The 23,486-nt window shown below is 69.8% G+C and carries 21 protein-coding genes and 2 pseudogenes; 17 read left to right on the top strand and 6 right to left on the bottom strand.

Going from position 1 to position 23,486, the window contains the following annotated elements; translation table 11 throughout:
• The coding region (locus tag ABZ564_RS20610) for a hypothetical protein (protein ID WP_360858412.1) at positions 1 to 242 on the bottom strand (242 nt) is incomplete at its 3' end.
• A 386-nt stretch (positions 243 to 628) separates the two neighbouring features.
• Between ABZ564_RS20610 and ABZ564_RS20615 the strand changes: the two genes are divergently transcribed.
• The 4 genes from ABZ564_RS20615 (at position 629) to ABZ564_RS20630 (ending at position 4,204) form a co-directional block, all read left to right on the top strand.
• Positions 629 to 1,282 (top strand): response regulator transcription factor, encoded by a 654-nt coding sequence (locus ABZ564_RS20615; RefSeq protein ID WP_018520588.1) that lies wholly within the window; start codon positions 629 to 631, stop codon positions 1,280 to 1,282.
• Complete coding sequence (locus ABZ564_RS20620) at positions 1,282 to 2,520, top strand: ATP-binding protein (protein WP_360858250.1); 1,239 nt, start codon at positions 1,282 to 1,284, stop codon at positions 2,518 to 2,520. Before ABZ564_RS20615 ends, ABZ564_RS20620 begins: the two co-directional genes overlap by 1 nt.
• Before the next feature lie 405 nt (positions 2,521 to 2,925).
• Complete coding sequence (locus tag ABZ564_RS20625; RefSeq protein ID WP_003965732.1) at positions 2,926 to 3,222, top strand: DUF4193 domain-containing protein; 297 nt, start codon at positions 2,926 to 2,928, stop codon at positions 3,220 to 3,222.
• A gap of 13 nt (positions 3,223 to 3,235) precedes the next feature.
• Positions 3,236 to 4,204 (top strand): hypothetical protein, encoded by a 969-nt coding sequence (locus ABZ564_RS20630; RefSeq protein WP_360858253.1) that lies wholly within the window; start codon positions 3,236 to 3,238, stop codon positions 4,202 to 4,204.
• An 11-nt stretch (positions 4,205 to 4,215) separates the two neighbouring features.
• Here ABZ564_RS20630 and ABZ564_RS20635 read toward each other — a convergent pair whose 3' ends face one another.
• Positions 4,216 to 4,674: a DUF3093 domain-containing protein gene (locus tag ABZ564_RS20635; RefSeq protein WP_360858256.1), complete on the bottom strand. Its 459-nt coding sequence runs from the start codon at positions 4,672 to 4,674 to the stop codon at positions 4,216 to 4,218.
• A 58-nt stretch (positions 4,675 to 4,732) separates the two neighbouring features.
• On the opposite strand from ABZ564_RS20635, the gene ABZ564_RS20640 reads away from it, so the two are divergent.
• From ABZ564_RS20640 to ABZ564_RS20680, 9 genes and pseudogenes are all read left to right on the top strand, one after another.
• On the top strand, positions 4,733 to 5,317 hold the full coding sequence (locus tag ABZ564_RS20640) for a PaaI family thioesterase (protein ID WP_360858259.1): 585 nt from the start codon (positions 4,733 to 4,735) through the stop codon (positions 5,315 to 5,317).
• Positions 5,317 to 5,850: a dUTP diphosphatase gene (gene dut, locus ABZ564_RS20645; protein WP_360858262.1), complete on the top strand. Its 534-nt coding sequence runs from the start codon at positions 5,317 to 5,319 to the stop codon at positions 5,848 to 5,850. The genes ABZ564_RS20640 and dut overlap by 1 nt, the downstream gene beginning before the upstream one ends.
• A 1-nt stretch (position 5,851) precedes the next feature.
• The gene (locus ABZ564_RS20650) at positions 5,852 to 6,616 is read left to right on the top strand and encodes a DUF3710 domain-containing protein (RefSeq protein WP_360858265.1); all 765 of its coding nucleotides are present in this window, start codon (positions 5,852 to 5,854) and stop codon (positions 6,614 to 6,616) included.
• Between the two features lie 141 nt (positions 6,617 to 6,757).
• Positions 6,758 to 6,865: pseudogene (locus tag ABZ564_RS20655) on the top strand (potassium-transporting ATPase subunit C); the annotation flags it as partial.
• A gap of 102 nt (positions 6,866 to 6,967) precedes the next feature.
• Positions 6,968 to 7,702: an ABC transporter ATP-binding protein gene (locus tag ABZ564_RS20660; RefSeq protein ID WP_360858267.1), complete on the top strand. Its 735-nt coding sequence runs from the start codon at positions 6,968 to 6,970 to the stop codon at positions 7,700 to 7,702.
• A 142-nt stretch (positions 7,703 to 7,844) separates the two neighbouring features.
• On the top strand, positions 7,845 to 10,388 hold the full coding sequence (locus ABZ564_RS20665) for an ATP-binding protein (protein ID WP_360858269.1): 2,544 nt from the start codon (positions 7,845 to 7,847) through the stop codon (positions 10,386 to 10,388).
• Between the two features lie 53 nt (positions 10,389 to 10,441).
• On the top strand, positions 10,442 to 11,134 hold the full coding sequence (locus ABZ564_RS20670; protein WP_360858401.1) for a response regulator: 693 nt from the start codon (positions 10,442 to 10,444) through the stop codon (positions 11,132 to 11,134).
• Positions 11,135 to 11,222: 88 nt separating this feature from the next.
• A complete protein-coding gene (locus ABZ564_RS20675) occupies positions 11,223 to 11,639 on the top strand; it encodes an OB-fold nucleic acid binding domain-containing protein (protein ID WP_360858272.1) in 417 nt (138 codons plus the stop codon).
• Positions 11,640 to 11,642: 3 nt separating this feature from the next.
• Positions 11,643 to 12,398, top strand: coding sequence for a DUF3159 domain-containing protein (locus ABZ564_RS20680; RefSeq protein WP_360858275.1), 756 nt, complete (start codon positions 11,643 to 11,645; stop codon positions 12,396 to 12,398).
• A gap of 66 nt (positions 12,399 to 12,464) precedes the next feature.
• On the opposite strand, the gene ABZ564_RS20685 is transcribed toward ABZ564_RS20680, so the two are convergent.
• Entirely contained in the window at positions 12,465 to 13,142 is a 678-nt protein-coding gene (locus ABZ564_RS20685; RefSeq protein WP_360858278.1) for a TrkA family potassium uptake protein, read from the bottom strand.
• Complete coding sequence (locus ABZ564_RS20690; protein ID WP_026242838.1) at positions 13,142 to 13,810, bottom strand: TrkA family potassium uptake protein; 669 nt, start codon at positions 13,808 to 13,810, stop codon at positions 13,142 to 13,144. Before ABZ564_RS20690 ends, ABZ564_RS20685 begins: the two co-directional genes overlap by 1 nt.
• A 344-nt stretch (positions 13,811 to 14,154) precedes the next feature.
• On the opposite strand from ABZ564_RS20690, the gene ABZ564_RS20695 reads away from it, so the two are divergent.
• The 3 genes from ABZ564_RS20695 to ABZ564_RS20705 all read left to right on the top strand — a co-directional run bounded on the left by ABZ564_RS20695 (position 14,155) and on the right by ABZ564_RS20705 (position 18,855).
• On the top strand, positions 14,155 to 16,203 hold the full coding sequence (locus tag ABZ564_RS20695) for an APC family permease (RefSeq protein WP_360858281.1): 2,049 nt from the start codon (positions 14,155 to 14,157) through the stop codon (positions 16,201 to 16,203).
• Between the two features lie 106 nt (positions 16,204 to 16,309).
• On the top strand, positions 16,310 to 17,665 hold the full coding sequence (locus ABZ564_RS20700; protein WP_360858284.1) for a class I SAM-dependent RNA methyltransferase: 1,356 nt from the start codon (positions 16,310 to 16,312) through the stop codon (positions 17,663 to 17,665).
• Positions 17,666 to 18,270: 605 nt separating this feature from the next.
• Positions 18,271 to 18,855, top strand: coding sequence for a 3'-5' exonuclease (locus tag ABZ564_RS20705; protein ID WP_360858287.1), 585 nt, complete (start codon positions 18,271 to 18,273; stop codon positions 18,853 to 18,855).
• 500 nt (positions 18,856 to 19,355) lie between these two features.
• Here the strand turns inward: ABZ564_RS20705 and ABZ564_RS20710 are convergent, their stop codons facing one another.
• Entirely contained in the window at positions 19,356 to 21,410 is a 2,055-nt protein-coding gene (locus ABZ564_RS20710) for an RHS repeat-associated core domain-containing protein (RefSeq protein ID WP_360858290.1), read from the bottom strand.
• A 178-nt stretch (positions 21,411 to 21,588) separates the two neighbouring features.
• Here ABZ564_RS20710 and ABZ564_RS20715 point away from each other — a divergent pair.
• A protein-coding gene (locus ABZ564_RS20715; protein ID WP_360858293.1) for an IS3 family transposase occupies positions 21,589 to 22,826 on the top strand; the annotation gives its coding sequence in 2 pieces (ribosomal slippage) (positions 21,589 to 21,913 and positions 21,913 to 22,826; 1,239 coding nt in all).
• A gap of 272 nt (positions 22,827 to 23,098) precedes the next feature.
• On the opposite strand, the pseudogene ABZ564_RS20720 reads toward ABZ564_RS20715, so the two are convergent.
• A pseudogene (locus tag ABZ564_RS20720) lies at positions 23,099 to 23,479 on the bottom strand (ATP-binding protein); the annotation flags it as partial.
• Between the last annotated feature and the right edge of the window lie 7 nt (positions 23,480 to 23,486).

Below are 23,486 nucleotides of genomic sequence, written 5' to 3' on the forward strand. Positions count from 1 at the left end.
TGCGTGGTGGTCTCGTCGCCCGCGGTGATCAGGACGAAGCAGGTGGAGAGCAGCTCGGAGTCGGTGAGCCGGTCGTCCTGTGCCTGGGTGGCGACGCCGTGCTCGGCGGCGAGGCGATGAAGGTCGTCGAGCTCGCTCTGCTCGACGTCCGCGAGGAAGTCGTCGCCCGTTTCGCGGGCCTTCGTGAGATCGTCCTCGGTGGTCTTGATGCGTTGCAGCAGACCTGCGGTGAAAGCGTCCATGAAGCGCCCCCTCATCGTGGGTCGGTGGCACGGGGGTGTGCCCGGGTTTCCCTCCGCCGAAGCGGTAGGGCGGGTGATCACGCACTCTCCGGGGGAACGGAGGGGCCTGTGACAACGCCACATGGGAAGACGTGATCGCGGGTGTGAATGCGTCCTCCCCCGCCCGAACCTCAGAGAAACCTCAACTGGCCCAAAAATCCCGTCGCTTCCTCGAAGCCGCAGGTCGGACCGTACCGTCTTACCGCCGGTTTATACGCGATACGGGCAGGATGGAGCCGCACGGGGTGTGCCGGGGCATGCCCGCGGCGCGGGCGGCCGGGCCGTTCCGGACGCCCCGCGGCCCCGTGGCGAAGATCACTTGCGAAGGTTCTAAGGAAGGAAGCGCCGTGCGCGTACTCGTCGTGGAGGACGAGCAGCTGCTCGCCGATGCGGTGGCCACCGGATTGCGCCGCGAGGCCATGGCCGTCGATGTCGTGTACGACGGAGCCGCGGCCGTGGAGCGCATCGAGGTCAACGACTACGACGTCGTGGTGCTCGACCGCGACCTCCCCCTGGTCCACGGCGACGACGTGTGCCGCCGGATCGTCGAGCTGGGCATGCCGACCCGGGTCCTGATGCTCACCGCCTCCGGGGACGTCAGCGACCGGGTGGAGGGTCTGGAGCTCGGTGCGGACGACTATCTGCCCAAGCCCTTCGCGTTCAGCGAGCTGACCGCCCGGGTACGGGCCCTCGGCCGGCGTACGACCGTCGCCCTGCCGCCCGTCCTGGAGCGGGCCGGGATCAAGCTCGACCCCAACCGCCGCGAGGTGTTCCGGGGCGACCAGGAGGTCCAGCTCGCGCCCAAGGAGTTCGCCGTCCTGGAGGTTTTGATGCGCAGCGAGGGCGCCGTCGTCTCGGCCGAGCAGCTGCTGGAGAAGGCCTGGGACGAGAACACCGACCCGTTCACCAACGTGGTCCGGGTGACCGTCATGACCCTGCGTCGCAAACTCGGCGAGCCCCCGGTGATCGTCACCGTGCCCGGCTCCGGCTACCGGATCTGATGCCGGTGCCCCCCGTCCCGCCGCCCGCATCGGCGCCTCCCAAACCCACCTGGGACCCCAAGCAGCAGGAGCCTCCGTACCCCTGGCTGCGCCCGACGATCCGGATACGGCTCACGCTGCTGTACGGCGGCATGTTCCTGATCGCGGGCATCCTGCTGCTCTCGATCATCTACATGCTGGCCGCCCAGGCCCTGCACGTGGGCAGCGAGCTGCCGTTCAAGATCGTCAGCGGCAAGGTGACCAGTGAGGTCTGCAACCTGCCCGAGAACGCGCCCGCGGACGACTTCAACGCCGCGGTGAACGCCTGTGTCAACCATCAGCGCCAGGAGGCGCTCGACACGCTCCTCAACCGGTCGCTGCTGGCCCTGGTGGGCCTCAGTGTCATCGCCTTCGCCTTCGGCTACGCCATGGCCGGGCGGGTGCTCTCGCCGCTGGGCCGGATCACCCGCATCGCCCGCACCGTCGCCGGGACGGACCTGGCCCGTCGCATCGAGCTGGACGGGCCCGACGACGAGCTGAAGGAGCTGGCGGACACCTTCGACGACATGCTGGACCGGCTGGAGCGGGCCTTCACCGCGCAGCAGCGGTTCGTCGGCAACGCGTCGCACGAGCTGCGTACGCCGCTCGCCATCAACCGCACGCTGCTGGAGGTCCACCTCTCCGACCCGGAGGCGCCGCCCGAGCTCCAGCAGCTGGGCAAGACGCTGCTGGCCACCAACGAACGCAGTGAGCAGCTCGTGGAGGGCCTGCTGCTGCTGGCCCGCAGCGACAACCAGATCGTCGAGCGCAAGCCCGTCGATCTGGCCGAGGTGGCCTCCCGGGCGCTGGACCAGGCCCGCGGCGAGGCCGAGGCGAAGGGCGTGGAGATGCGCGCCGCGCTCGCCCCGGCCGTCGTCCAGGGCAACGGCGTGCTGCTGGAGCGCATCGCGCTCAACCTCGTACAGAACGCCGTCCGCTACAACGTGCCGGAGGACGGCTGGGTGGAGGTGAGCACGGAGCTGCTGCCGGGCCAGGCGATGCTCCTCGTCTCGAACACCGGCCCGGTCGTGCCCGCCTACGAGATCGACAACCTCTTCGAGCCGTTCAGGCGGCTGCGTACGGAGCGGACGGGCAGCGACAAGGGTGTCGGGCTCGGTCTGTCGATCGCACGGTCCGTCGCCCGAGCCCATGGCGGCCGTATCATCGCCGAGCCCCGCGAAGGCGGTGGTCTTGTGATGCGCGTCTCATTGCCCGTCTGATAAGCGGGACGAAGGATTCGTGCGCCGATTATTTTTTGTTCGCTTTGAGCGGAATTTTCGGGACCTGATCCCGAAGGGACCGTGTGTGATCGATCACAGGAGCGAATATCTCCCTGTCCACGCTCCGTGACCAGGGAACTCCCCGGAAAACCGGCGAAACGCCGGGTTTCCGGGGGTGGACATCACGGGAAGTACACGGGGTGGCGCCTGCGGAGGGTGCCACCGGGACCGTGTACGGTCCCCATCGCCACCCAAGCCGATCACTCTCGAGCGGTCCTTTTGGGTGTCGATTGAGTAACAGACCTTGATGTGAGGCAAAATCTCCGCCTCAGGTCGGGCACAAGTCCGGCCTCTCACGCGTTACGAGCGCTGAGACACCGCAGACACCCAGAGGGGGAGAGCGACATGGCAACGGATTACGACACCCCACGCAAGACCGACGACGACGTCGATCAGGACAGCCTTGAAGAGCTGAAGGCGCGCCGGAGCGACAAGACGGCGTCCGCCGTCGACGTCGACGAGTTCGACGCGGCAGAGGGACTGGAGCTGCCCGGCGCAGACCTGTCCAACGAGGAGCTGGCCGTACGGGTCCTGCCCAAGCAGGCCGATGAGTTCACCTGCATGAGCTGCTTCCTCGTGCACCACCGCAGCCAGCTGGCCCGCGAGAAGAACGGCCAGCCGATCTGCCGCGACTGCGACTGAGGTCCGGTCGGCCGTGGCAGGGAACACACCGTTCCGCAAGCGGCGCCCCTGGGGCAGGAAGTCGTCCGAGGCGCACCAGGGCGGTACAGGACCGGCAGAAGGCGCCCAGGCGCCTGCCGAGCGGTCCGCCCTGTCGCCTTCGCCCGATGGACAGGACGACGAGCGGGGCCTGCAGGCCTCGCTCGAAGCAGCCGGAGTGGCTGTTGAGGCAGCCCGCGCGGCTGCCTCTGCCGACGCGGCCGACAGGGCCGGAGAAGTCGGCAGGACGGAGCCCGTGACCGGGGCAGGCCGTCTGGATTCAGTGAAACGGGGCGTACGCAAGGGCGGGGAGAGCGCCAAGGCGGCGATCGGTCATATCGCCGACCTGATCATTTATGTCGCTCCCCGCGTCCCTGTGCGCGACCTCGCCACCCTGCGCAAGCACTTTCCCGGTCTCGGGCCGGAGGAGATCGCCGACCGGCTCGTCGCGGGGGCCGCCCGTGCGACCGCGACCGTCGGCGCCGGAATCGGCGCGGCGGCCATGATGCCCGTGCCGCCCGCGATGTTCGCCGAGCTGGCCGCCGAGGTCACCGGCGTCGCCGCGATCGAGATGAAGCTCGTCGCCGAGCTGCACGAGGTCTACGGACGCCGTCCCCCGGGCGGCATCGGCCGGCGCTCCACCGCCTACCTCACCGCCTGGACCGAGGAACGCGGCATCGAGGTCACCCGCCCGGCCGCGGTCGACGCGGCGCTGAGCGGCCGGATGAAGCGCGAGCTGCGCCAACAGATCATGAAGCGCACCGTGCGCAACCTGCCGAACCTGATCCCGTTCATGATCGGTGCCGCGGTCGGCGCGACCATGAACCGGCGCGACACCAGGAAGCTCGCCGAACGGGTCAGGAAGGACCTGCGCGAGAAGCAGGTCCCCTGGGACCGCCTCACCGAGCTGCCTCCGCTGGAACAGCCGGAACCGCCCCACGACCCCCCGGACCGGAAGAGCTAGTGCCGCGGCCCTCAGGCCCGGACCGCCGCCTTCAGGGCGGCCACCAGTGCCTGCGGGTCGCGCGTCGACAGATAGACGTAAGGGGTCGGGTCCGCGGGGTCGGTGACCTCCACCCGCACCGCCGTCGGGATATAGCTGCGCAGCAGCATGAAGGCCCGCGTGTCCGCCTTGTACGTGCGCCAGGCGCGCGCCTCCTCCGCGTCCAGCACCTCGGCCTCACCGAGCGCCGAGAGCGGAATCCGCGCGTCCCCGGCGACCAGCGCCCCCGCCACCACCCGGATGCGGGCGGAGCCGTACGCGCTCACCGCGACGGCCGACAGGGCCGTGCCGCCGGCCAGGCCGCCGAGCAGCGGCAGGGTGCCCAGCGGCAGCAGCATCAGGGCGCACGCGATGCCGAGCAGGACGGCGATCAGCCACCACGAACGGGGGGCGGTGAGGCGTTCGTCGAAGGGCGGGGTGGAAGGCTGCATGGCTCCAAGCTTGGCACGGCGCGACCGGCGGGAACCCGCGCGGGTAAGGTCTGCGCCTGTGAGTGGAACATCTGCGGCCCTGACGCCCCCGGCCGAGGCGGTGAAACCGGTCCGGCACCCCGATGCCCCGGCACCCGGCGAGCTGCTCGGCGCGCACTACGAACACTGCTTCGGCTGTGGCTCCGGACAGCCTCACGGGCTGCACCTCCAGGCGCGGGCCGAGGAGGGTGTCCGGGTGACCGCCGAGTTCACCGTGAAGGCCGCCCACCAGGGCGCCCCGGGCCTGGCGCACGGCGGGGTGCTGGCCACCGCGCTGGACGAGACGCTCGGCTCGCTGAACTGGCTGCTGCGGGTGATCGCGGTGACCGGACGGCTGGAGACCGACTTCGTGCGGCCCGTCCCCGTCGACACCGTGCTGTTCCTCGACGCCGAGATCACCGCCGTGCACGGGCGGAAGCTCTACTCCCGGGCGACCGGCCGGATCGGCGGCCCGGACGGGCCCGTGGCGGTCCGTGCCGAGGCCCTGTTCATCGAGGTCAAGGTCGACCACTTCATCGAGAACGGCCGGCCGGCCGAGATCCGGGCCGCGATGGCCGACCCCGACCAGGTCAAGCGAGTCCGCGCCTTCGAGGTGAACCCCTGATGCGCCACCCCGTCGACGTCCTGATCCGCCGGGTCGACCCGGACGTTCCCATCCCGGCCTACGGCCACCCCGGCGACGCCGGTGCCGACCTCGTGACGACCGAGGCCGCCGAGCTGGCACCGGGGGAGCGGGCCGTACTGCCCACCGGCGTTTCGATCGCCCTGCCCGACGGGTACGCCGCGTTCGTGCACCCGCGGTCCGGTCTCGCCGCCCGCTGCGGAGTCGCCCTGGTGAATGCCCCCGGGACGGTCGATGCCGGGTACCGTGGAGAGATCAAGGTGATCGTCATCAATCTCGACCCGCGCGAGTCCGTGCGGTTCGAGCGGTTCGACCGGATTGCCCAACTGGTCGTGCAGCAGGTCGAGAAGGTGCGCTTCCACGAGGTGTCGGAGCTTCCCGGCTCGGCGCGGGCCGAGGGGGGCTTCGGGTCCACCGGCGGTCATGCCGCCGTTGATGTTGATGGCGTCCGGGGCGGGGTTCCCCAGGGCGGGAAGAGCTACGCTTCGGTCGAATCCGACCGGGAAGGACAGTGACGTGTTCGGACGTCGCAAGAACAGTGATGCCGCCGATGACACGGCGGACGAGGCGCGCGAGGCCGAGCAGGTCGTCGACGAGCAGGGTGACGCCGAGAGCGGTGCCCGCCGGACGAACCTTCCGCCGGCGCCGCGCCCGGACGGCCCGTGGGACGTCAGCGAGGTGTCCCAGCCCGGCGACGGCCGGGTCGACCTGGGCGGCATCTTCGTGCCCGGCGTCGAGGGCATGGAGCTGCGCGTGGAGGTCGCCGGCGACGCGATCGTCGCGGCCACCGTCGTGATGCGCGACAGCGCGATCCAGCTCCAGGCCTTCGCCGCCCCCAAGAAGGAGGGCATCTGGGGCGAGGTCCGCGAGGAGATCGCCGCGGGCATCACCCAGCAGGGCGGCGTCATCGACGAGGTCGAGGGCCCGCTGGGCTGGGAGCTGCGCGCGCAGGTCCCCGTACAGCTCCCCGACGGGACGAACGGCGTGCAGCTGGTGCGCTTCGTCGGTGTCGACGGCCCGCGCTGGTTCCTGCGTGGTGTCATCTCCGGCCAGGGCGCCGTGCAGCCGGAGGCCGCCGGGCTCCTGGAGACGGTCTTCCGGGACACCGTGGTCGTCCGCGGCGAGGGCCCGATGGCCCCGCGCGACCCGATCGTCCTCAAGCTCCCCAACGACGCCCAGATGGTTCCCGAGGGCGTGCAGCAGGAGGAGCAGGAGGGCTCGAGGTTCTCCGGCGGCATGGCCGGCCTCCAGCGCGGTCCCGAGATCACCGAGGTGCGCTGACCCGCACCCGCGGACACCGGCCGGTGGGCCGTACCCCCTTCCCGGGGTGCGGCCCACCGGCTTTCGCGTGCACCGGCGCGTACGGGGCGCGTATCGGGGGCGTACAGGCGCCGCCAAGGCCGTACCCCTTCCGTGAGGGAGGTCGAGCGGCACACCGAAGGGCGCGTCCCCGGCTTCATCGGGGAACCGCCCGTCGACGTCCTCCGGCTCGACATCGCACTGCGGCAGCTGGTGACCGAAGGACGCTGAAAGGCCGGGGCAGTGCCCGGGGCCGCACCCGGGCATTGCCCGGTCCCGTGCCACCCGCACATACTGGCGCCCGACAGGACCGAGGACCCCCGGGGGAGCGCCATGACCGAGAACACCGCCGCCACCAGCACCGGCGGGGGCACCGGTACGGCCGTCGTCGACGGCCCCATGGTCCGCGTCGAGGACCTGCACCGCTCCTACGGCTCCGGCGCGGGGGCCGTGCACGCCCTGCGCGGCGTCTCCTTCGAGGTGCCGCGCGGTGAACTCGTCGCCCTCAAGGGGCGCTCCGGCTCGGGCAAGACGACCCTGCTCAACCTCGTCGGCGGCCTCGACAGCCCCGATAGCGGCCGGATCACCGTCGACGGCACCGACCTCTCCACGCTCGGCGAGAACGGGCTCCTGGAACTGCGCCGGGACCGCGTCGGCTTCATCTTCCAGTCGTTCGGCCTGATCCCGATCCTGACGGCGGCGGAGAACGTCGGCGTACCCCTGCGGCTGCGCAAGGCCGACCCGCGCGAGCGCGAGGAGCGGGTATCCCTCCTGCTCTCCCTCGTCGGCCTGGCCGACCACGCCGCCCAGCGCCCCGGCGAACTCTCCGGCGGCCAGCAGCAGCGCGTCGCCATCGCCCGCGCGCTCGCCAACCGGCCCGCCCTGCTGATCGCCGACGAGCCGACCGGACAGCTCGACGCCGAGACCGGACTCGCGGTGATGGACCTGCTGCGCGCCGTCGTGCACAGCGAGGGCGTCACCGCGCTCGTCGCCACCCATGACGCCCAGCTGCTCGGCCTCGCCGACCGGGTCCTCGAACTCAGCGACGGGCACATCACCGAGCACTGACCGGCGGGCGGCACGGCGTATCAGAGTTGCGTCAATTCCCCCCGCCGCCCCACCCCCCACCCGATATGCCGGAAATTAACCAGGTACTTTCGAACCATGGCCCCCACGGCGGCGGCCACCGGTTTCGGAAGACAATGGGGCCATGGCGCGCGGCAAACTTCGGATCTACCTCGGTGCGGCACCCGGCGTCGGCAAGACGTACGCGATGCTCGCCGAGGCACACCGGCGCGTCGAACGCGGTACCGACTGCGTCATCGGCTTCGTCGAGCACCACGACCGCCCGCGCACCGAGACCATGCTGCACGGCCTCGAAGTCGTCCCGCGCCATGAGGTCGAGCACCGCGAGGCCGTGTTCACCGAGATGGACGTCGACGCCGTCCTGGAGCGCGCCCCGGCCGTCGCCCTGGTCGACGAGCTGGCCCACACCAACGTGCCCGGCTCCCGCAACGCCAAGCGCTGGCAGGACGTCGAGGAACTCCTCCAGGCCGGCATCGACGTCGTCTCCACCGTCAACATCCAGCACCTGGAGTCCCTCGGCGACGTCGTGGAGTCCATAACCGGCGTACGGCAGCGCGAGACCGTGCCCGACGAGGTCGTCCGCCGCGCCGACCAGCTCGAACTGGTCGACATGTCGCCCCAGGCCCTGCGCCGCCGCATGGCCCACGGCAACGTCTACAAACCGGACCGGATCGACGCCTCCCTCTCCAACTACTTCCGCCCCGGCAACCTCACCGCCCTGCGCGAGCTGGCCCTCCTCTGGGTCGCCGACCGGGTCGACGAATACCTCCAGCAGTACCGGGGCGAGCACAACATCCGCACCACCTGGCAGGCCCGCGAACGCATCGTCGTCGGCCTCACCGGAGGCCCCGAGGGCCGCACGCTCATCCGCCGCGCCGCCCGGATGGCGGCCAAGGGATCCGGCAGCGAGATCCTCGCCGTCTACATCGCCCGCAGCGACGGACTGACCTCGGCCTCGCCCAAGGAGCTGGCCCTCCAGCGCACCCTCGTCGAGGACCTGGGCGGCACCTTCCACCACGTCATCGGCGACGACATACCCTCCGCGCTCCTGGAGTTCGCCCGGGGCGTCAACGCCACGCAGATCGTCCTCGGCTCCAGCCGCCGCAAGACCTGGCAGTACATCTACGGACCCGGCGTCGGCGCCACCGTCGCCCGCGAGTCCGGACCCGACCTCGACGTCCACATCGTCACCCACGACGAGGTCGCCAAGGGCCGGGGCCTGCCCATCGCCCGCGGCGCCCGCCTCAGCCGGGCCCGCATCATCTGGGGCTGGGTCGTCGGCGTCGGCGGACCGGTGCTCCTCTCGCTGCTCCTCAAGGGCCTGGAGAACGGCCCCGGACTCGCCAACGACGTCCTGCTCTTCCTCTTCCTGACCGTCGGCGCGGCCCTGCTCGGCGGGCTGCGGCCCGCCCTCGCGTCGGCCGCCGCGGGTTCCCTGCTCCTGAACTACTGGTTCACCCCGCCCACCCACACCCTCACCGTCCAGGACCCCGAGAACTTCGTCGCCATCGTGATCTTCTTCGCGGTGGCGGTCGCGGTGGCCTCCGTGGTGGACCTCGCCGCCCGCCGCACCCATCAGGCCGCCCGGCTGCGCGCGGAGTCCGAGATCCTGTCGTTCCTGGCCGGCAGCGTGCTGCGCGGCGAGACCACGCTCGCCGCACTCCTGGAGCGGGTCCGCGAGACCTTCGCCATGGGCTCCGTCGCCCTGCTGGAGCGGCGCAGCGACGTCGACCCCTGGACGTGCGCCGGCAGCGTGGGCCCCGCCCCGGTCGCCCGGCCCGAGGACGCCGACGTGGACATGCCCGTCGGCGACCACATGGCCCTGGCCCTGTCCGGCCGGGTGCTGCCCGCCGAGGACCGCCGGGTGCTCGGCGCGTTCGCCGCCCAGGCCGCCGTCGTCCTGGACCGCCAGCGCCTGGTCGACGAGGCCGAGGAGGCCCGCAGACTCGCCGAGGGCAACCGCATCAGGACCGCGCTCCTGGCCGCCGTCAGCCACGACCTGCGCACCCCGCTCGCCGCGATCAAGGCCGCCGTCAGCTCCCTGCGCTCCGACGACGTCGCCTGGTCCGACGACGACGAGGCGGAACTCCTCGAAGGCATCGAGGCCGGAGCCGACCGCCTCGACCACCTCGTCGGCAACCTCCTGGACATGTCCCGCCTCCAGACCGGCACCGTCACCCCCCTCATCCGCGAGATCGACCTCGACGAGGTGGTGCCCATGGCCCTGGGCGGCGTCCCCGAGGACAGCGTCGACCTGGACATCCCCGAAACACTGCCCATGGTCGCCGTCGACCCCGGGCTCCTGGAGCGGGCCGTCGCCAACATCGTCGAGAACGCCGTCAAGTACAGCCCCGACGGCGACCGCGTCACCGTGGCGGCCAGCGCCCTCGGCACCCGCGTCGAACTCCGCGTCGCCGACCGCGGCCGAGGCGTTCCCGACGAGGGCAAGGAGCGCATCTTCGAGCCCTTCCAGCGCTACGGCGACGCCCCGCGCGGCGCGGGGGTCGGCCTCGGGCTCGCGGTGGCCCGCGGCTTCGCCGAGTCCATGGGCGGCACGCTCGACGCCGAGGACACCCCCGGCGGCGGCCTCACCATGGTCCTCACCCTCGAAGCGGCCCCGGGCCACGCCCCGGCCGCCCCCGGCCTGCCCGCGCGGGTCACCTCATGAACCGCGGAGACCTCCGCGCACCGACGTACGCCCAGCAGAAAGGCAGGACCGCGATGACCCGGGTGCTTGTGGTCGACGACGAGCCGCAGATCGTACGCGCCCTCGTGATCAACCTGAAGGCGCGCAAGTACGAGGTGGACGCGGCACCGGACGGAGCCACCGCCCTCCAGCTCGCCGCCGCCCGCCACCCCGACGTCGTCGTCCTGGACCTCGGACTGCCCGATATGGACGGCGTCGACGTGATCAGGGGCCTGCGCGGCTGGACCCGGGTCCCGATCCTGGTCCTCTCGGCCCGCCACACCTCCGACGAGAAGGTCGAGGCGCTGGACGCGGGGGCCGACGACTACGTGACCAAGCCGTTCGGCATGGACGAGCTGCTGGCCAGGCTGCGGGCCGCGGTGCGCCGGGCCGAGCCGGTCGGCCAGGACGGCGTCGACCAGGTCGTCGTCGTGGAGACCGAGGGCTTCACCGTGGACCTCGCCGCGAAGAAGGTCCAGCGCGAGGGCCGCGACGTACGGCTCACGCCCACCGAGTGGCACCTGCTGGAGGTGCTGGTCCGCAACGGCGGCCGGCTCGTCAGCCAGCGCCAGCTGCTCCAGGAGGTCTGGGGGCCCTCGTACGGCACCGAGACCAACTACTTGCGCGTCTACATGGCCCAGCTGCGGCGCAAGCTGGAGGCGGACCCCTCCCACCCCCGCCACTTCGTCACCGAACCCGGCATGGGCTACCGCTTCGAGCGCGCCTGAAACCGGCGCGCCCGGCGCGTTCGCGTCCTCCGTTCGAGTGAGACGGCGGCCACCCGCCATGACCTCGCAGGACCGGTACCCTTCGGGTATGAGTGCTGTTCCTCGATCCGAGAAGCCCCACAGGGGCGAGCGGCCGTCCGGGCGCTTCCGGCGGATGCTCGACCGGCTTTCCAGCTCCCAGGAGGACCTGGAGTGCGAGGAGCTGGCGGAGGACTCGCAGGCTTCGGGCTGCACCCGGATCTCCGAATGCACCGACCGCCAGATCGTGAAGGTCACTGGTACCTTGCGGACGGTCACCCTGCGGCCGCGCGCCGGAGTGCCCGCCCTGGAGGCGGAGCTCTTCGACGGCACCGCGCCGCTCGACGTGGTCTGGCTCGGCCGCCGCTCCATCGTGGGCATAGAACCGGGCCGCAAGCTCATCGCCTCCGGCCGGATCGCCATGAGCCACGGCCGACGGGTGCTGTTCAACCCCAAATACGAACTCCGACCGCTCGGCAAGGAGTAGCCGGTGACGTCTCTCGACAAGCCGACGTCCGACACGGACCGCACGACCGACCAGCAGGAGGCCGACAGCAGGGCGGTCACCGAGGCCGCGCTCTTCGAAGCCTTCGGCGGTGTGAGGGGCATGGTGGAGACGGTCCTGCCCGGGCTGCTCTTCGTCACGATCTTCACCATCGACAAGAACCTCACCTACTCCGCCGTCGCGGCCCTGGCGGTGTCGCTGGCGCTCGTGGCCGTCCGGCTGATCCGCAAGGACACCGTCAAGCACGCCTTCAGCGGCGTCTTCGGTGTGGCCTTCGGCGTGGTCTTCGCCAAGATGACGGGCAACGCCAAGGACTTCTACCTCCCGGGCATGCTCTACACCCTCGGCCTCGCCCTGGCCTACCTGGTCACCGCCGTCGCCGGCCTGCCGCTGATCGGCCTCATCCTGGGCCCGGTGTTCAAGGAGAACCTCTCCTGGCGCACCCGTAACCCCGGCCGCAAGAAGGCGTACACCAAGGCCAGCTACGCCTGGGGGCTGATCCTGCTCGCCAAGTGCGCGATCCTCTTCCCGCTGTACTGGTGGGCCGACACCACCCAGCTGGGCTGGGTGCTGGTCGCCCTGAAGATCCCGCCCTTCCTGCTGGCGGTCTACCTCACCTGGGTCTTCCTCGCCAAGGCGCCACCGCCCATCGACGTCTTCGCCGAGATGGAGGCCGAGGAAGAGGCCGAGAAGGCCCGCAAGGCGGCCGCCGCCGAGGCGGCCAGGGGCCAGGAACTCTGAACGGCGCTACGAGAAGGGGCCTGTCACCGCCACCGGCGGCAACAGGCCCCTCTCGTATTTCCCGGCTCACTTCTCCGGATCGCCCCGGCGCACCGACAGCAGGTCCTCCAGCTGCTCCTCGCGCGCCTGCGCGGCCACGAACAGCAGCTCGTCCCCGGCCTCCAGGCTCTCCTCCGGGCTCGGCGTCAGGACGCGCTGCCCCCGGATGATCGTCACCAGCGAGGTGTCCTCCGGCCAGGCGACCTCCCCGACCTGGGTCCCCGCCAGCGCCGACTCCGGCGGCAGCGTCAGCTCCACCAGGTTCGCGTCGCCGTGGCTGAAGCGCAGCAGCCGGACCAGATCGCCGACACTCACCGCCTCCTCGACCAGCGCCGACATCAGACGCGGCGTGGAGACCGCCACATCGACGCCCCACGACTCGTTGAACAGCCACTCGTTCTTCGGGTTGTTCACCCGGGCGACGACCCGCGGCACGCCGTACTCGGTCTTGGCCAGCAGCGAGACGACCAGGTTCACCTTGTCGTCACCGGTCGCCGCGATCACGACGTTGCAGCGCTGCAGCGCCGCCTCGTCCAGCGACGTGATCTCACAGGCGTCCGCCAGCAGCCACTCGGCCATCGGCACCCGCTCCACCGAAATGGCGGTCGGCGCCTTGTCGACGAGCAGCACCTCGTGCCCGTTCTCCAGCAGCTCGCCCGCGATGGAACGCCCCACCGCACCGGCCCCGGCAATCGCGACACGCATCAGTGACCGCCCTCCTCGGGGCCCTCGGCGAAGGCCGCCTCGACCTTCGCGATCTCGTCCGTACGCATCATCACGTGGACGAGGTCGCCCTCCTGCAGCACCGTCTGCGACGACGGCAGTATGGCCTCGCCCAGCCGGGTGAGGAACGCGACGCGCACGCCCGTCTCCTCCTGGAGCGTGCTGATCTTGTGCCCGATCCAGGACGGAGTGGTGTGCACCTCCGCCAGCTGCACCCCGCCGCTCGGGTCGCGCCACAGCGGCTCCGCGCCCGAGGGCAGCAGCCGGCGCAGCATCTGGTCCGCGGTCCAGCGCACGGTCGCGACCGTCGGGATGCCCAGCCGCTGGTACACCTCGGCGCGCCGAGGGTCGTAGATCCGGGCCGCGACGTTCTCGATGCCGAACATCTCGCGCGCGACCCGGGCCGCGATGATGTTGGAGTTGTCGCCGCTGCTCACCGCGGCGAACGCGCCGGCCTCCTCGATCCCCGCCTCACGCAGCGTGTCCTGGTCGAAACCGACCCCGGTGACGCGACGGCCGCCGAACCCGGAGCCGAGGCGCCGGAACGCCGTGGGGTCCTGGTCGATGACGGCGACCGTGTGCCCCTGCTGCTCCAGGGTCTGCGCGAGAGCGGCTCCCACTCGCCCGCAGCCCATGATGACGATGTGCACCTTGCGCCTACCTCGCAGTCCTGATCGTCCGGCTGACCTGCGAAAACACCCTGCTCACACTCTTTCCTCGGCTGGCCGGGCAAACAACGGGGCAACGGTGTGTCCCGTCGCCCGGACACGAGCTTATGCGGCGCCGGTCGCGTCGCCTCATCCGAGTGTGCGCATCGCGGGACGGCCGGGGCAAAGACGACGTGGCCCGCACCACACCGCGGCCCTGCTCCGGCGGACGTGGCGCAAGGATTGCGTTAAGGATTCCGTGGCGTTTCCCGCCGAGTGCAGGAGATTGGCGGGCCACGCCGGTGAGGCGGGGACGGGCCCCATACGGAACCCTTACGATCCTCTGCGTGTCCAAACTGACCGACGTGCCCAAACGGATCCTGATCGGACGGGCCCTGCGCAGCGACAAGCTGGGGGAGACGCTCCTCCCCAAGCGCATCGCACTTCCCGTCTTCGCATCCGACCCGCTGTCCTCGGTGGCGTACGCACCCGGAGAAGTCCTCCTCGTGCTGTCCATCGCGGGCGTGTCGGCGTACCACTTCAGCCCCTGGATCGCGGTCGCGGTCGTGGTCCTGATGTTCACGGTCGTCGCCTCCTACCGGCAGAACGTGCACGCCTACCCGAGCGGCGGCGGCGACTACGAGGTCGCCACCACCAACCTCGGACCGAAGGCCGGCCTGACCGTGGCCAGCGCGCTGCTGGTCGACTACGTGCTGACCGTCGCCGTGTCGATCGCCTCCGGCGTGGAGAACCTGGGCTCCGCGATCCCCTTCGTCGTCGAGCACAAGACGGGGTGCGCGGTCGCGGCCATCGTGCTGCTGACCCTGATGAACCTGCGCGGCGTCAAGGAGTCCGGCAAGCTCTTCGCCATCCCCACGTACCTCTTCGTGGCCGGCGTCTTCATCATGATCATCTGGGGCGCCTTCCGCGGGATCGTCCTCGACGAGACCATGCACGCCCCGACCTCCGCGTACACCATCAAGCCCGAGCACCAGGGCCTGGCCGGCTTCGCGCTCGTCTTCCTGCTGCTGCGCGCGTTCTCCTCCGGCTGCGCCGCGCTCACCGGCGTCGAGGCGATCAGCAACGGCGTACCCGCCTTCCGCAAGCCGAAGAGCAAGAACGCCGCGACCACGCTGGCGATGATGGGCCTGCTGGCCGTCACCATGTTCTGCGGCATCATCGGGCTGGCCATGGCCACCGACGTGAAGATGGCCGAGAACCCGGCGAAGGACCTGATCAGCAACGGCACGCCGGTCGGCTCCGGCTTCGTCCAGGACCCGGTCATCTCGCAGGTCGCGGCCGCGGTCTTCGGCGACGGCACCTTCTTCTTCGTGATCCTCGCCGCCGCCACCGCCCTCGTCCTCTTCCTGGCCGCGAACACCGCGTACAACGGCTTCCCGCTGCTCGGCTCGATCCTGGCCCAGGACCGTTACCTGCCCCGCCAGCTGCACACCCGCGGCGACCGGCTCGCCTTCTCCAACGGCATCGTGCTGCTGGCCGGCGCCGCGATCCTGCTGGTCGTGATCTACGGCGCCGACTCGACCCGGCTCATCCAGCTGTACATCGTCGGCGTGTTCGTCTCCTTCACGCTCAGCCAGACCGGCATGGTCCGGCACTGGAACCGCCATCTGGCGGTCGAGAAGGACCAGGCCAAGCGCCGCCGCATGATCCGCTCCCGGGCGATCAACACCTTCGGCGCCTTCTTCACCGGCCTGGTGCTCGTCGTCGTCCTCGCCACGAAGTTCACCCACGGCGCCTGGGTCGCGCTGCTCGGCATGGTCATCTTCTACGGCACGATGACCGCGATCCGCAGGCACTACGACCGGGTCGCCGAGGAGATCGCCGCCGACGAGACCGCCCCGGACGAGTCCATCCGCCCCTCCCGGGTCCACTCGATCGTCCTGGTCTCCAAGCTGCACCGCCCCACCCTGCGCGCGCTCGCCTACGCCAAGCTGATCCGCACGGACCACCTGGAGGCGCTCTCCATCAGCGTGGACCCGGCCGAGACGAAGGCCCTCAGGGACGACTGGGAGCGGCGCGGCATCAACGTCCCGCTGAAGATCCTCGACTCCCCGTACCGCGAGGTGACCCGCCCGGTCATCGAGTACGTCAAGGGCCTGCGCAGGGAGAGCCCGCGCGACGTCGTGAGCGTCTACATCCCCGAGTACGTCGTCGGCCACTGGTACGAGCACCTGCTGCACAACCAGAGCGCCCTCAGGCTCAAGGGCCGGCTGCTCTTCACCCCCGGTGTGATGGTCACCTCGGTGCCGTACCAGCTGGAGTCCTCCGAGGCCGCCAAGAAGCGCGCCCGCAAGCGCGCCGACTGGACCGCCCCCGGCTCCGTGCGCCGCGGCCCGGTGGAACGCAAGCCGAAGGAACCGGCGCCCAAGGGCTGAGGCGGCGCATCCGACGGTGGTCGGCGGCCGGACGACACCCACGTAGACTCGTAGGTTGTTGTCCGGCCGCCGGCCGTCCCCCTTCCCTCCCTGGAGTCATCCCCTCATGCAGAACGAATCGACGTCGCCGCAGACCGGGGAGACACAGCCGGAATCACTGGTCGGGCAGGAGTACGAGGTCGAGATCGGCCCGGTCGCGCACGGCGGCCACTGCATCGCCCGCACGGACGAGGGCCGGGTGCTCTTCGTACGCCACACCCTGACCGGCGAGAAGGTCGTCGCCCGGATCACCGACGGCGACAGCGACTCGCGCTTCCTGCGCGCGGACGCGGTACGGATCATCGAGGCGTCCAAGGACCGGGTCCCGGCGCCCTGCCCGTTCGCCGGCCCCGGCAAGTGCGGCGGCTGCGACTGGCAGCACGCCAAGCCGGGCGCCCAGCGCCGCCTCAAGGGCGAGGTCATCGCCGAACAGCTCCAGCGCCTCGCGGGACTCACCCCGGAGGAGGTGGGCTGGGACGGCACGGTCATGCCGGCCGAGGGCGACAAGCTCCCGGCGGGCGAGGTGCCCGCCTGGCGCACCCGCGTCCAGTACGCCATCGACGAGGACGGCCGCGTCGGCCTGCGCAAGCACCGCTCGCACGACATCGAGATCATCGACCAGTGCATGATCGCCGCGCCCGGCGTCTCCGAGCTGGGCGTCGAGAAGCAGGACTGGCCCCAGATGGCCACGGTGGAGGCCATCGCCGCCACCGGCTCCCACGACCGCCAGGTCATCCTCACCCCGCGCGAGGGCGGCCGCCTTCCGCTGGTCGAGCTCGACAAGCCGGTCTCCGTGCTCCGCGTCGACGAACGCGACGGCGGCGTCCACCGCGTCCACGGCCGCGGCTTCGTCCGCGAGCGCGCCGACGACCGCACGTACCGCGTCGGCTCCGGCGGCTTCTGGCAGGTCCACCCCCAGGCCGCGAACACCCTGGTCCGCGCGGTCATGCAGGGCCTGCTGCCCCGCAAGAACGACACCGCCCTCGACCTCTACTGCGGCGTCGGCCTCTTCGCCGGCGCCATCGGCCAGCGCATCGGCGAGAAGGGCGCGGTCCTCGGCATCGAGTCCGGCAAGCGCGCGGTCGAGGACGCCCGGCACAACCTGAAGGACCTGGAGCGGGTCCGCATCGAACACGGCAAGGTCGACCAGGTCCTGCCCCGCACCGGCATCACCGAATGCGACCTCATCGTCCTGGACCCGCCCCGCGCGGGCGCCGGCAAGGCCACGGTGAAGCAGCTGGTGGGGCTGGGGGCGCGCCGTATCGCGTACGTGGCCTGCGACCCGGCGGCGCTGGCGCGGGACCTGGGGTACTTCGCGGAGGGCGGTTACAAGGTGCGGACGCTGCGGGCGTTCGATCTGTTTCCGATGACGCACCATGTGGAGTGCGTGGCGATTTTGGAGCCTGCGGCAAAGGGTGCCTGACCTGCGGTTTCGTGGTCCGGGTGAGTTGTTCGACCTGTTTCCCTCCCTGCGGCGGGTCGAGGGTACGGATCCCCCCTCGTGCCCTCCTGACCTGCGAATTCTTCAGGGAGGTGCTCGCGTTGGCGACACCTTCAGGGTCTCGCTGGAGGTTCCTGACGCTCGGAGCGGAAGTCTCAACCTTCCGCAGCTCTCCCGCTGCCGCCATGTAGGCCCACCGGTGCAGGTGAGCTCTCCGGTACGGGATTCAAGTTGCGGCTTTCATCACGGGTGGGCCGAGGGCTGTGCTGTCACGCCGCCCTCGCCCGAACGCCCGAACAGGTGCAATGCACCGCCGAGCTGCTGAAGGGCCGTCAGGGGCGAACCCCCGATCAGTGGAACGACAGGATCCGGGACGGACGAACTCTTGCCCTGCACGGCTACGGCAACGCCACTCGGTCAGGATCCTGCATTCGTCGTCGGCGGACCCGCCACGCATAGGGGGTAGTCGTTCGGCCGAGCCCACCTCGACCTGCTCCGCAAATGAGTGCCGCCTACAGTTCGAGGCTGTGGTGACCTTTCGCTGCTGGGCATGGGCCCGACCGCTGCGTCTCCCCATGCTTCTCGTCATGGACAGCACCTGGACCGAGAGTGTCGTCAACGTCGTGGACGTCGAAGCGACGTGTTGGGCCGGTTCCCCGCCGCCTGGGGAGGCCAGCGAGATCATCGAAATCGGGCTCACTGTCGTCGACCTGAACATCGGCGAGCGCCTTGGTCGGCACCGGATCCTGGTGAGGCCCGCCTGGTCCACCGTCAGCGAGTTCTGCACGGAGCTGACGGGACTCACTCAGGACAAAGTCGATCAGGGAGTCTCCTTCGCCGAGGCGTGCCGACTACTGACGGCGGAGCACCGCGCAGGCACCAGGCCCTGGGCCAGTTGGGGCGACTACGACCGTCACCAGTTCGGAAGGCAATGCCAGGCCACAGGGACGCCTTACCCTTTCGGCCGTTACCACGTCAATGCAAAAACTGTCTTCACCAAAGCCGAGGGCCTGCGCAAGGCCCCTGGCATGGCACGCGCCCTGCAGATCGTCGGGCGGCGTCTCGAAGGCCGTCACCACCAGGCTGAGGACGACGCCTGGAACATCGCTGCTCTCGTACTCCACCTCCACGAGAGGGGAGACTGGCCGACCGCGGGAGGGCACCGCGCCTGACGTGCCGCCAGGGCGTGGGGCAGGGCGTGGGGCAGGGCATCCTGCTAGGTGCATGTTGCATGTACGACAACGGTGCCGGTTGCAAGGAGTGGCTGGTTGCGCCGATCGGCTCCGTCAGGTCTGTGGCCTTCAACCGGAGCCATGGATGGAACCGTCTCACGGCTTCTCAATCAACGCATGACATCCTCAAGCGCTGAAGGTGACCTGAGTTTTCTAGTGCTGATACCACACGTATGGTCGGCTCAGTGACATATACGAGCGTGGAGCATGTCGGAAAGTCCGGTTCGGCGAGGTAACCCTCGTCATCTTCCCAGTTTTCTTCGATTGTGATTTTTCCGGGAGCCTGCATTCGTGCTAGATAGTATCTGCCTCCCTTGTAATCGCTTTGGCGGGCGTCGAATGGGATTTGCAAGGAGGTCGACAGGACATCGCTTACCTCTTGCAAGCTCATTTTGTCGGAGCCGTAGAGGTAGTAGCGATGCCCCATGGTTTTCCTCCCGTTAGTTCCGCGGTGCGATGATACTCGGTGCGCGTCCGGTTGCGCTCTCAACGGAATCGTAGACCATGAAGTGAACTGGTCGCCCGGCCGCCTCTGAGAGTTCTTGAGCGAGTCGAGTGAGGCGCATCTTTCGCAGATTTTCGTCCGTCAGCTCGCCGGTTCGGGTGCCCTTAGATCGAAGGCCCACGCCGGCTTTCTTAGCTTGTCCGAAGACGTCTGCTCCTGCGAGTGCGATGTCGAAGTCACTCTCCGGTCGGAAAGGCTCCCCCGTCCTGAAGCTTCGTCCAGTGACGGAGCTTCCGTGAAATATGGCTGTGGAGTCATTGTAGCCAGCTGCGCGCAGGCCGGAGTAGATTTTTTGCGTGAATTGGCCGTATGTCCCAGCGCTGAAGCCGCGAGGAATATACGGGTTTGCTCCACCCAGTGCTGGATCGTCGGAGTGTGCTGCCCCTGGTCCGAATCGGCCTGGAGCCTTGGGCTCGACGGCTGCCCTGCGCCACCCGGTCAGTCCGCCGAGTCCGGTGACGGCGAGCTGTTGGGTGAGTTCGTCGGCTGCTTCGGCGTAGAGGTCGGCGAGTGCGTCGCAGCCTTGTTGGCGGAGCATGTATTCGGCGCGGTAGAGGCGGTAGGCGGGGCGGACGGGGAGGTACTTGTCGAGGAAGGCGCCGGCGCCGCCGTTCTGGCCGGTGACGGCGTTGTAGGCGTCTCCGAGGAACTGGAAGGGTGCCTTCAGCCCTTGGAGGAAGCCCGAGCCGAAGTCGCCGAGGATCGCTCCTGGGCTGTTGGGGTCTTCGGGGGTCCGGCCGCTGGGGTCGGTGAGCAGGGTGGGCTGGTTGTCGGCGTAGGCGTACGGGGACACGTGGGGGGTTGAGGTGCTTCGGGTTGCCGGGTCGGTGCTGGTGAAGCGGCCGGTGGCCGGGGTGTATTGGCGGGCGTGGAGGTCGATGTTGCCGGTGGTTGTTTCGTAGCGGGCGCCGGTGTAGGTGGGGGTGCTTGAGGGCGCGCCTGCGGTGACGGTGCCCAGGACGCGGGTGCCGTAGGGGTCGTAGGCCCAGCGCTGGTGGAGGGTGCCTGTGCTGCTGGTGACGTCGAGCGGGGAGCCCTGGGTGTCGTGGTGGTAGTAGAAGACCGCACCTGCACCGGTTTTGGTGGCTGCGGGCTGGCCGAGGGGGTCGTAGCGGTAGGACTGCTTGACGGTCCAGGCGCTGTCGTACTCGGTGGCGAGGATCGGCAGGGGTGCGTTGGGGTCCCACTGGGTGCGGCTGGTGACCGCGCCGTCCTTGAGCGTGGCGACCTGGTTGCCGCTGGCGTCGTGGTCGTAGGTGTGGTCGGTGCCCGCGACGGTGGCGGCGGAGATCTGCCCGGCCAGGTCGTAGGTGAAGGTGTTGGCGCCGGCTTTTGTCTGGTTGCCGTCCGCGTCGTATTCGTATGCGGTGGTGGTTGCCCCGGTGGTGGTGGAGGTGAGCTGGTCGGCGTCGTCGTAGGTGTAGCTGGTGGACGTGGCGCCGAGGGTGGAGGTCAGGCGGTTGCCGACCTTGTCGTAGGTGTAGGACGTGGTGCGGGTCGCGGCGCAGCCGGTGATCCAGGGTTGCGGGTAGCAGCCGTAGGTGAGGCGGCCCGCGGTGTCGTAGGTCTGGTCGTAGCCGCCGGTGCCGATTCCGGCGCGGGTGACGTCGACGCGGGTGGGCAGGCCGGCCGCCGAGAGGGTCAGGGCGGTCTTGGTGACCGTCGTGCCTGCCTTGGAGGAGGTGACGGCGGTGACGCGGCCTGCCCGGTCGTAGGTGCGCTCCTCGGTCTCCGTGTTGGGCAGCGCCGTCTTGGTGAGGTTGCCCGCCGGGTCCGAGGTGTAGGTGGTGGTGGCGCCGTCGGCCGTCATGGTGGCGGTGCGGCCGTCGTTGTCGTAGGTGTAGCCGATGGTGTTGCCGTCGGAGTACTTGCGGGTGAGCATCTGCCCGGCGGCGTCGTAGGTGTAGGCGAAGCCGCGGGTCTTGGTGAGGTAGCCGACCGCGTTGTAGACGAAGTCCTCGGAAATCGTCGCGTTGGCGCGGGCGGTCATCTGTCCGGCGTCGTCGTAGCCGAGGGTGACGTCCGGCGTGGAGTCCGAGTAGTCGATCTTGGTGGCCAGGCCGCGGGCGTCGTACGTTCGGGTGGTGGAGCCGCGGGGTGAAGCTTCCCCTGGATCGTGGACACCTCTGAGTCCGGCCCCGGCAGGGGCCGGGTAGGAGGCATCTTTTATGGTGATGAAGGTCTACTCGCCCGAGTTCAAGGCGGACGCCGTCGCGCTGTACCTGTCGGACCCGAGCCACACCTTCGAGGGCATCGGTAAGGATCTGGGGATCAGCCGCGAGACGCTGCGTAACTGGGTGCGGGCCGAACAGGCCCGCCGCGGCGGGGGCAGCACGACGAGTACGAGCACGGAGAAGAGCACGGTGGATTCCCCGCCGACGGCCGAGGAGCTTGCGGCCGAGAACGAGGCCCTGCGCCGGGAGCTGGCGACAGCGCGCAAAGAGGTGCAGAAACTGGCCACCGAGCGTGACATCCTGCGCAAGGCGACGAAGTTTTTCGCACAAGAGATGACCTGGTGACCAACCGCTTCCAGTTCATCGAGGACCACCACCGCGCCTGGGGCGTGAAGCGGTTGTGTGCCGTGCTGGAGGTGGCCCGTTCCAGCTTCTACAAGTGGCGGGCCGGCCGCGAGGCCCGCGCCTCACGTGAGCGGGCCGATGCCGCTCTCGCCGAGCGGTTCAGGGCCGTGCACGCCGAGTGGGACGGCACCTACGGCCGCCCCCGGATCACCGCCGAGCTGCGTGAGGAGGGCGAGCGTGTGAACCACAAGCGTGTCGGGCGGGTGATGCGGAAGTTCGGTATTGCCGGGCTGCGGCTGCGCAAGCGCCAGGTCACCACCGTGCCCGAACCGTCCGCCACCCCGGTACCGGACCTGCTGGGGCGCGACTTCACCTCGAGCGCCCCGAACACGAAGTACGTCGGCGACATCACCTACCTGCCGGTGGGCGACGGCGAGTTTCTGTATCTGGCGACCGTGATCGACTGCTTCTCGCGGCGGCTGGTGGGCTGGTCGGCCGCCGACCACATGCGCACCTCGCTGGTCACCGACGCACTCCAGGCTGCCGCCCGGGTCCGCGGCAGCCTGGCCGGAGCCGTCTTCCACAGCGATCACGGAGCCCAGTACAGCTCCCGCCAATTCGCGCAGCTGTGCGCCCAGTTGGGTGTCAGACAGTCCATGGGGGCGGTCGGCACGAGCGCGGACAACGCACTCGCCGAGTCGTTCAACGCCGCCCTCAAACGCGAGACGCTCCGTGGCGCCCGCCGCTACGACGGGGCCCGGGCCTGCCGCCTGGCCGTCTTCCGCTGGCCCACCCGCTACAACACCCGCCGACGGCACTCTGCAAATGGACAGCGGGCGCCGATCGCCTACGAACAGCAGTCAGCTACCCTGACGCTTGCCGCATAACGACACGAACAGGTGTCCACTCCTCGGGGGCAAGGCCCACTCTCGGGCCGCTGCGTCTTCTGCCAGCGTTGGTTGCCAGCCATGCGTAGGCGCGTGCCGGGTGATGGCAGGACCATTGACGATGACTTCCAGGCAACCTGTCGCGCCGCACGGGCAGGGTTCACTCGCAAGGGACAGCTCGATCTCCCCGCTGGCGAATAACGGGCCTCCCCGCTGGTGGACATCAAAGATCCCCGGATGGACAGCATTTCTCCACAGGGAGTGGGTTCAGTTCAGGGGAACGACACCGCACCGGTGGTGGCCTCGTTGAGGCGGTGGCTGTCCCCTTGGGTGACGACAACGGGGGCGTGGTGCAGGAGCCGGTCGACCGTCGCCGGCGAGGGTCTTGGGCATGATCTCGTCGCAGCCGGCCGGGTGGAGGTTGCTGCTGACGGCCGGACTGCGCCGTTCGTAGGCGGCATCGACCAAGCGGTAGAAGCCTTTGCGGCATCCGGCAAGATCGGCAGGAGGCCGATATCATCCACGATGATCAAGTCGGTGCGGGTAATGCGAGTGACGGCTTTGGCCACGGAGTCGATGACGCGGTCACGCCAGGCCAGGGCTCCGAGGTCCTCGATAGTGAACCAGGTGACGGTTGGCAGTCAGGCACTTACCATCTCG

This window comes from Streptomyces sp. NPDC019224 (genome assembly GCF_040632605.1).
GTDB lineage: Bacteria > Actinomycetota > Actinomycetes > Streptomycetales > Streptomycetaceae > Streptomyces.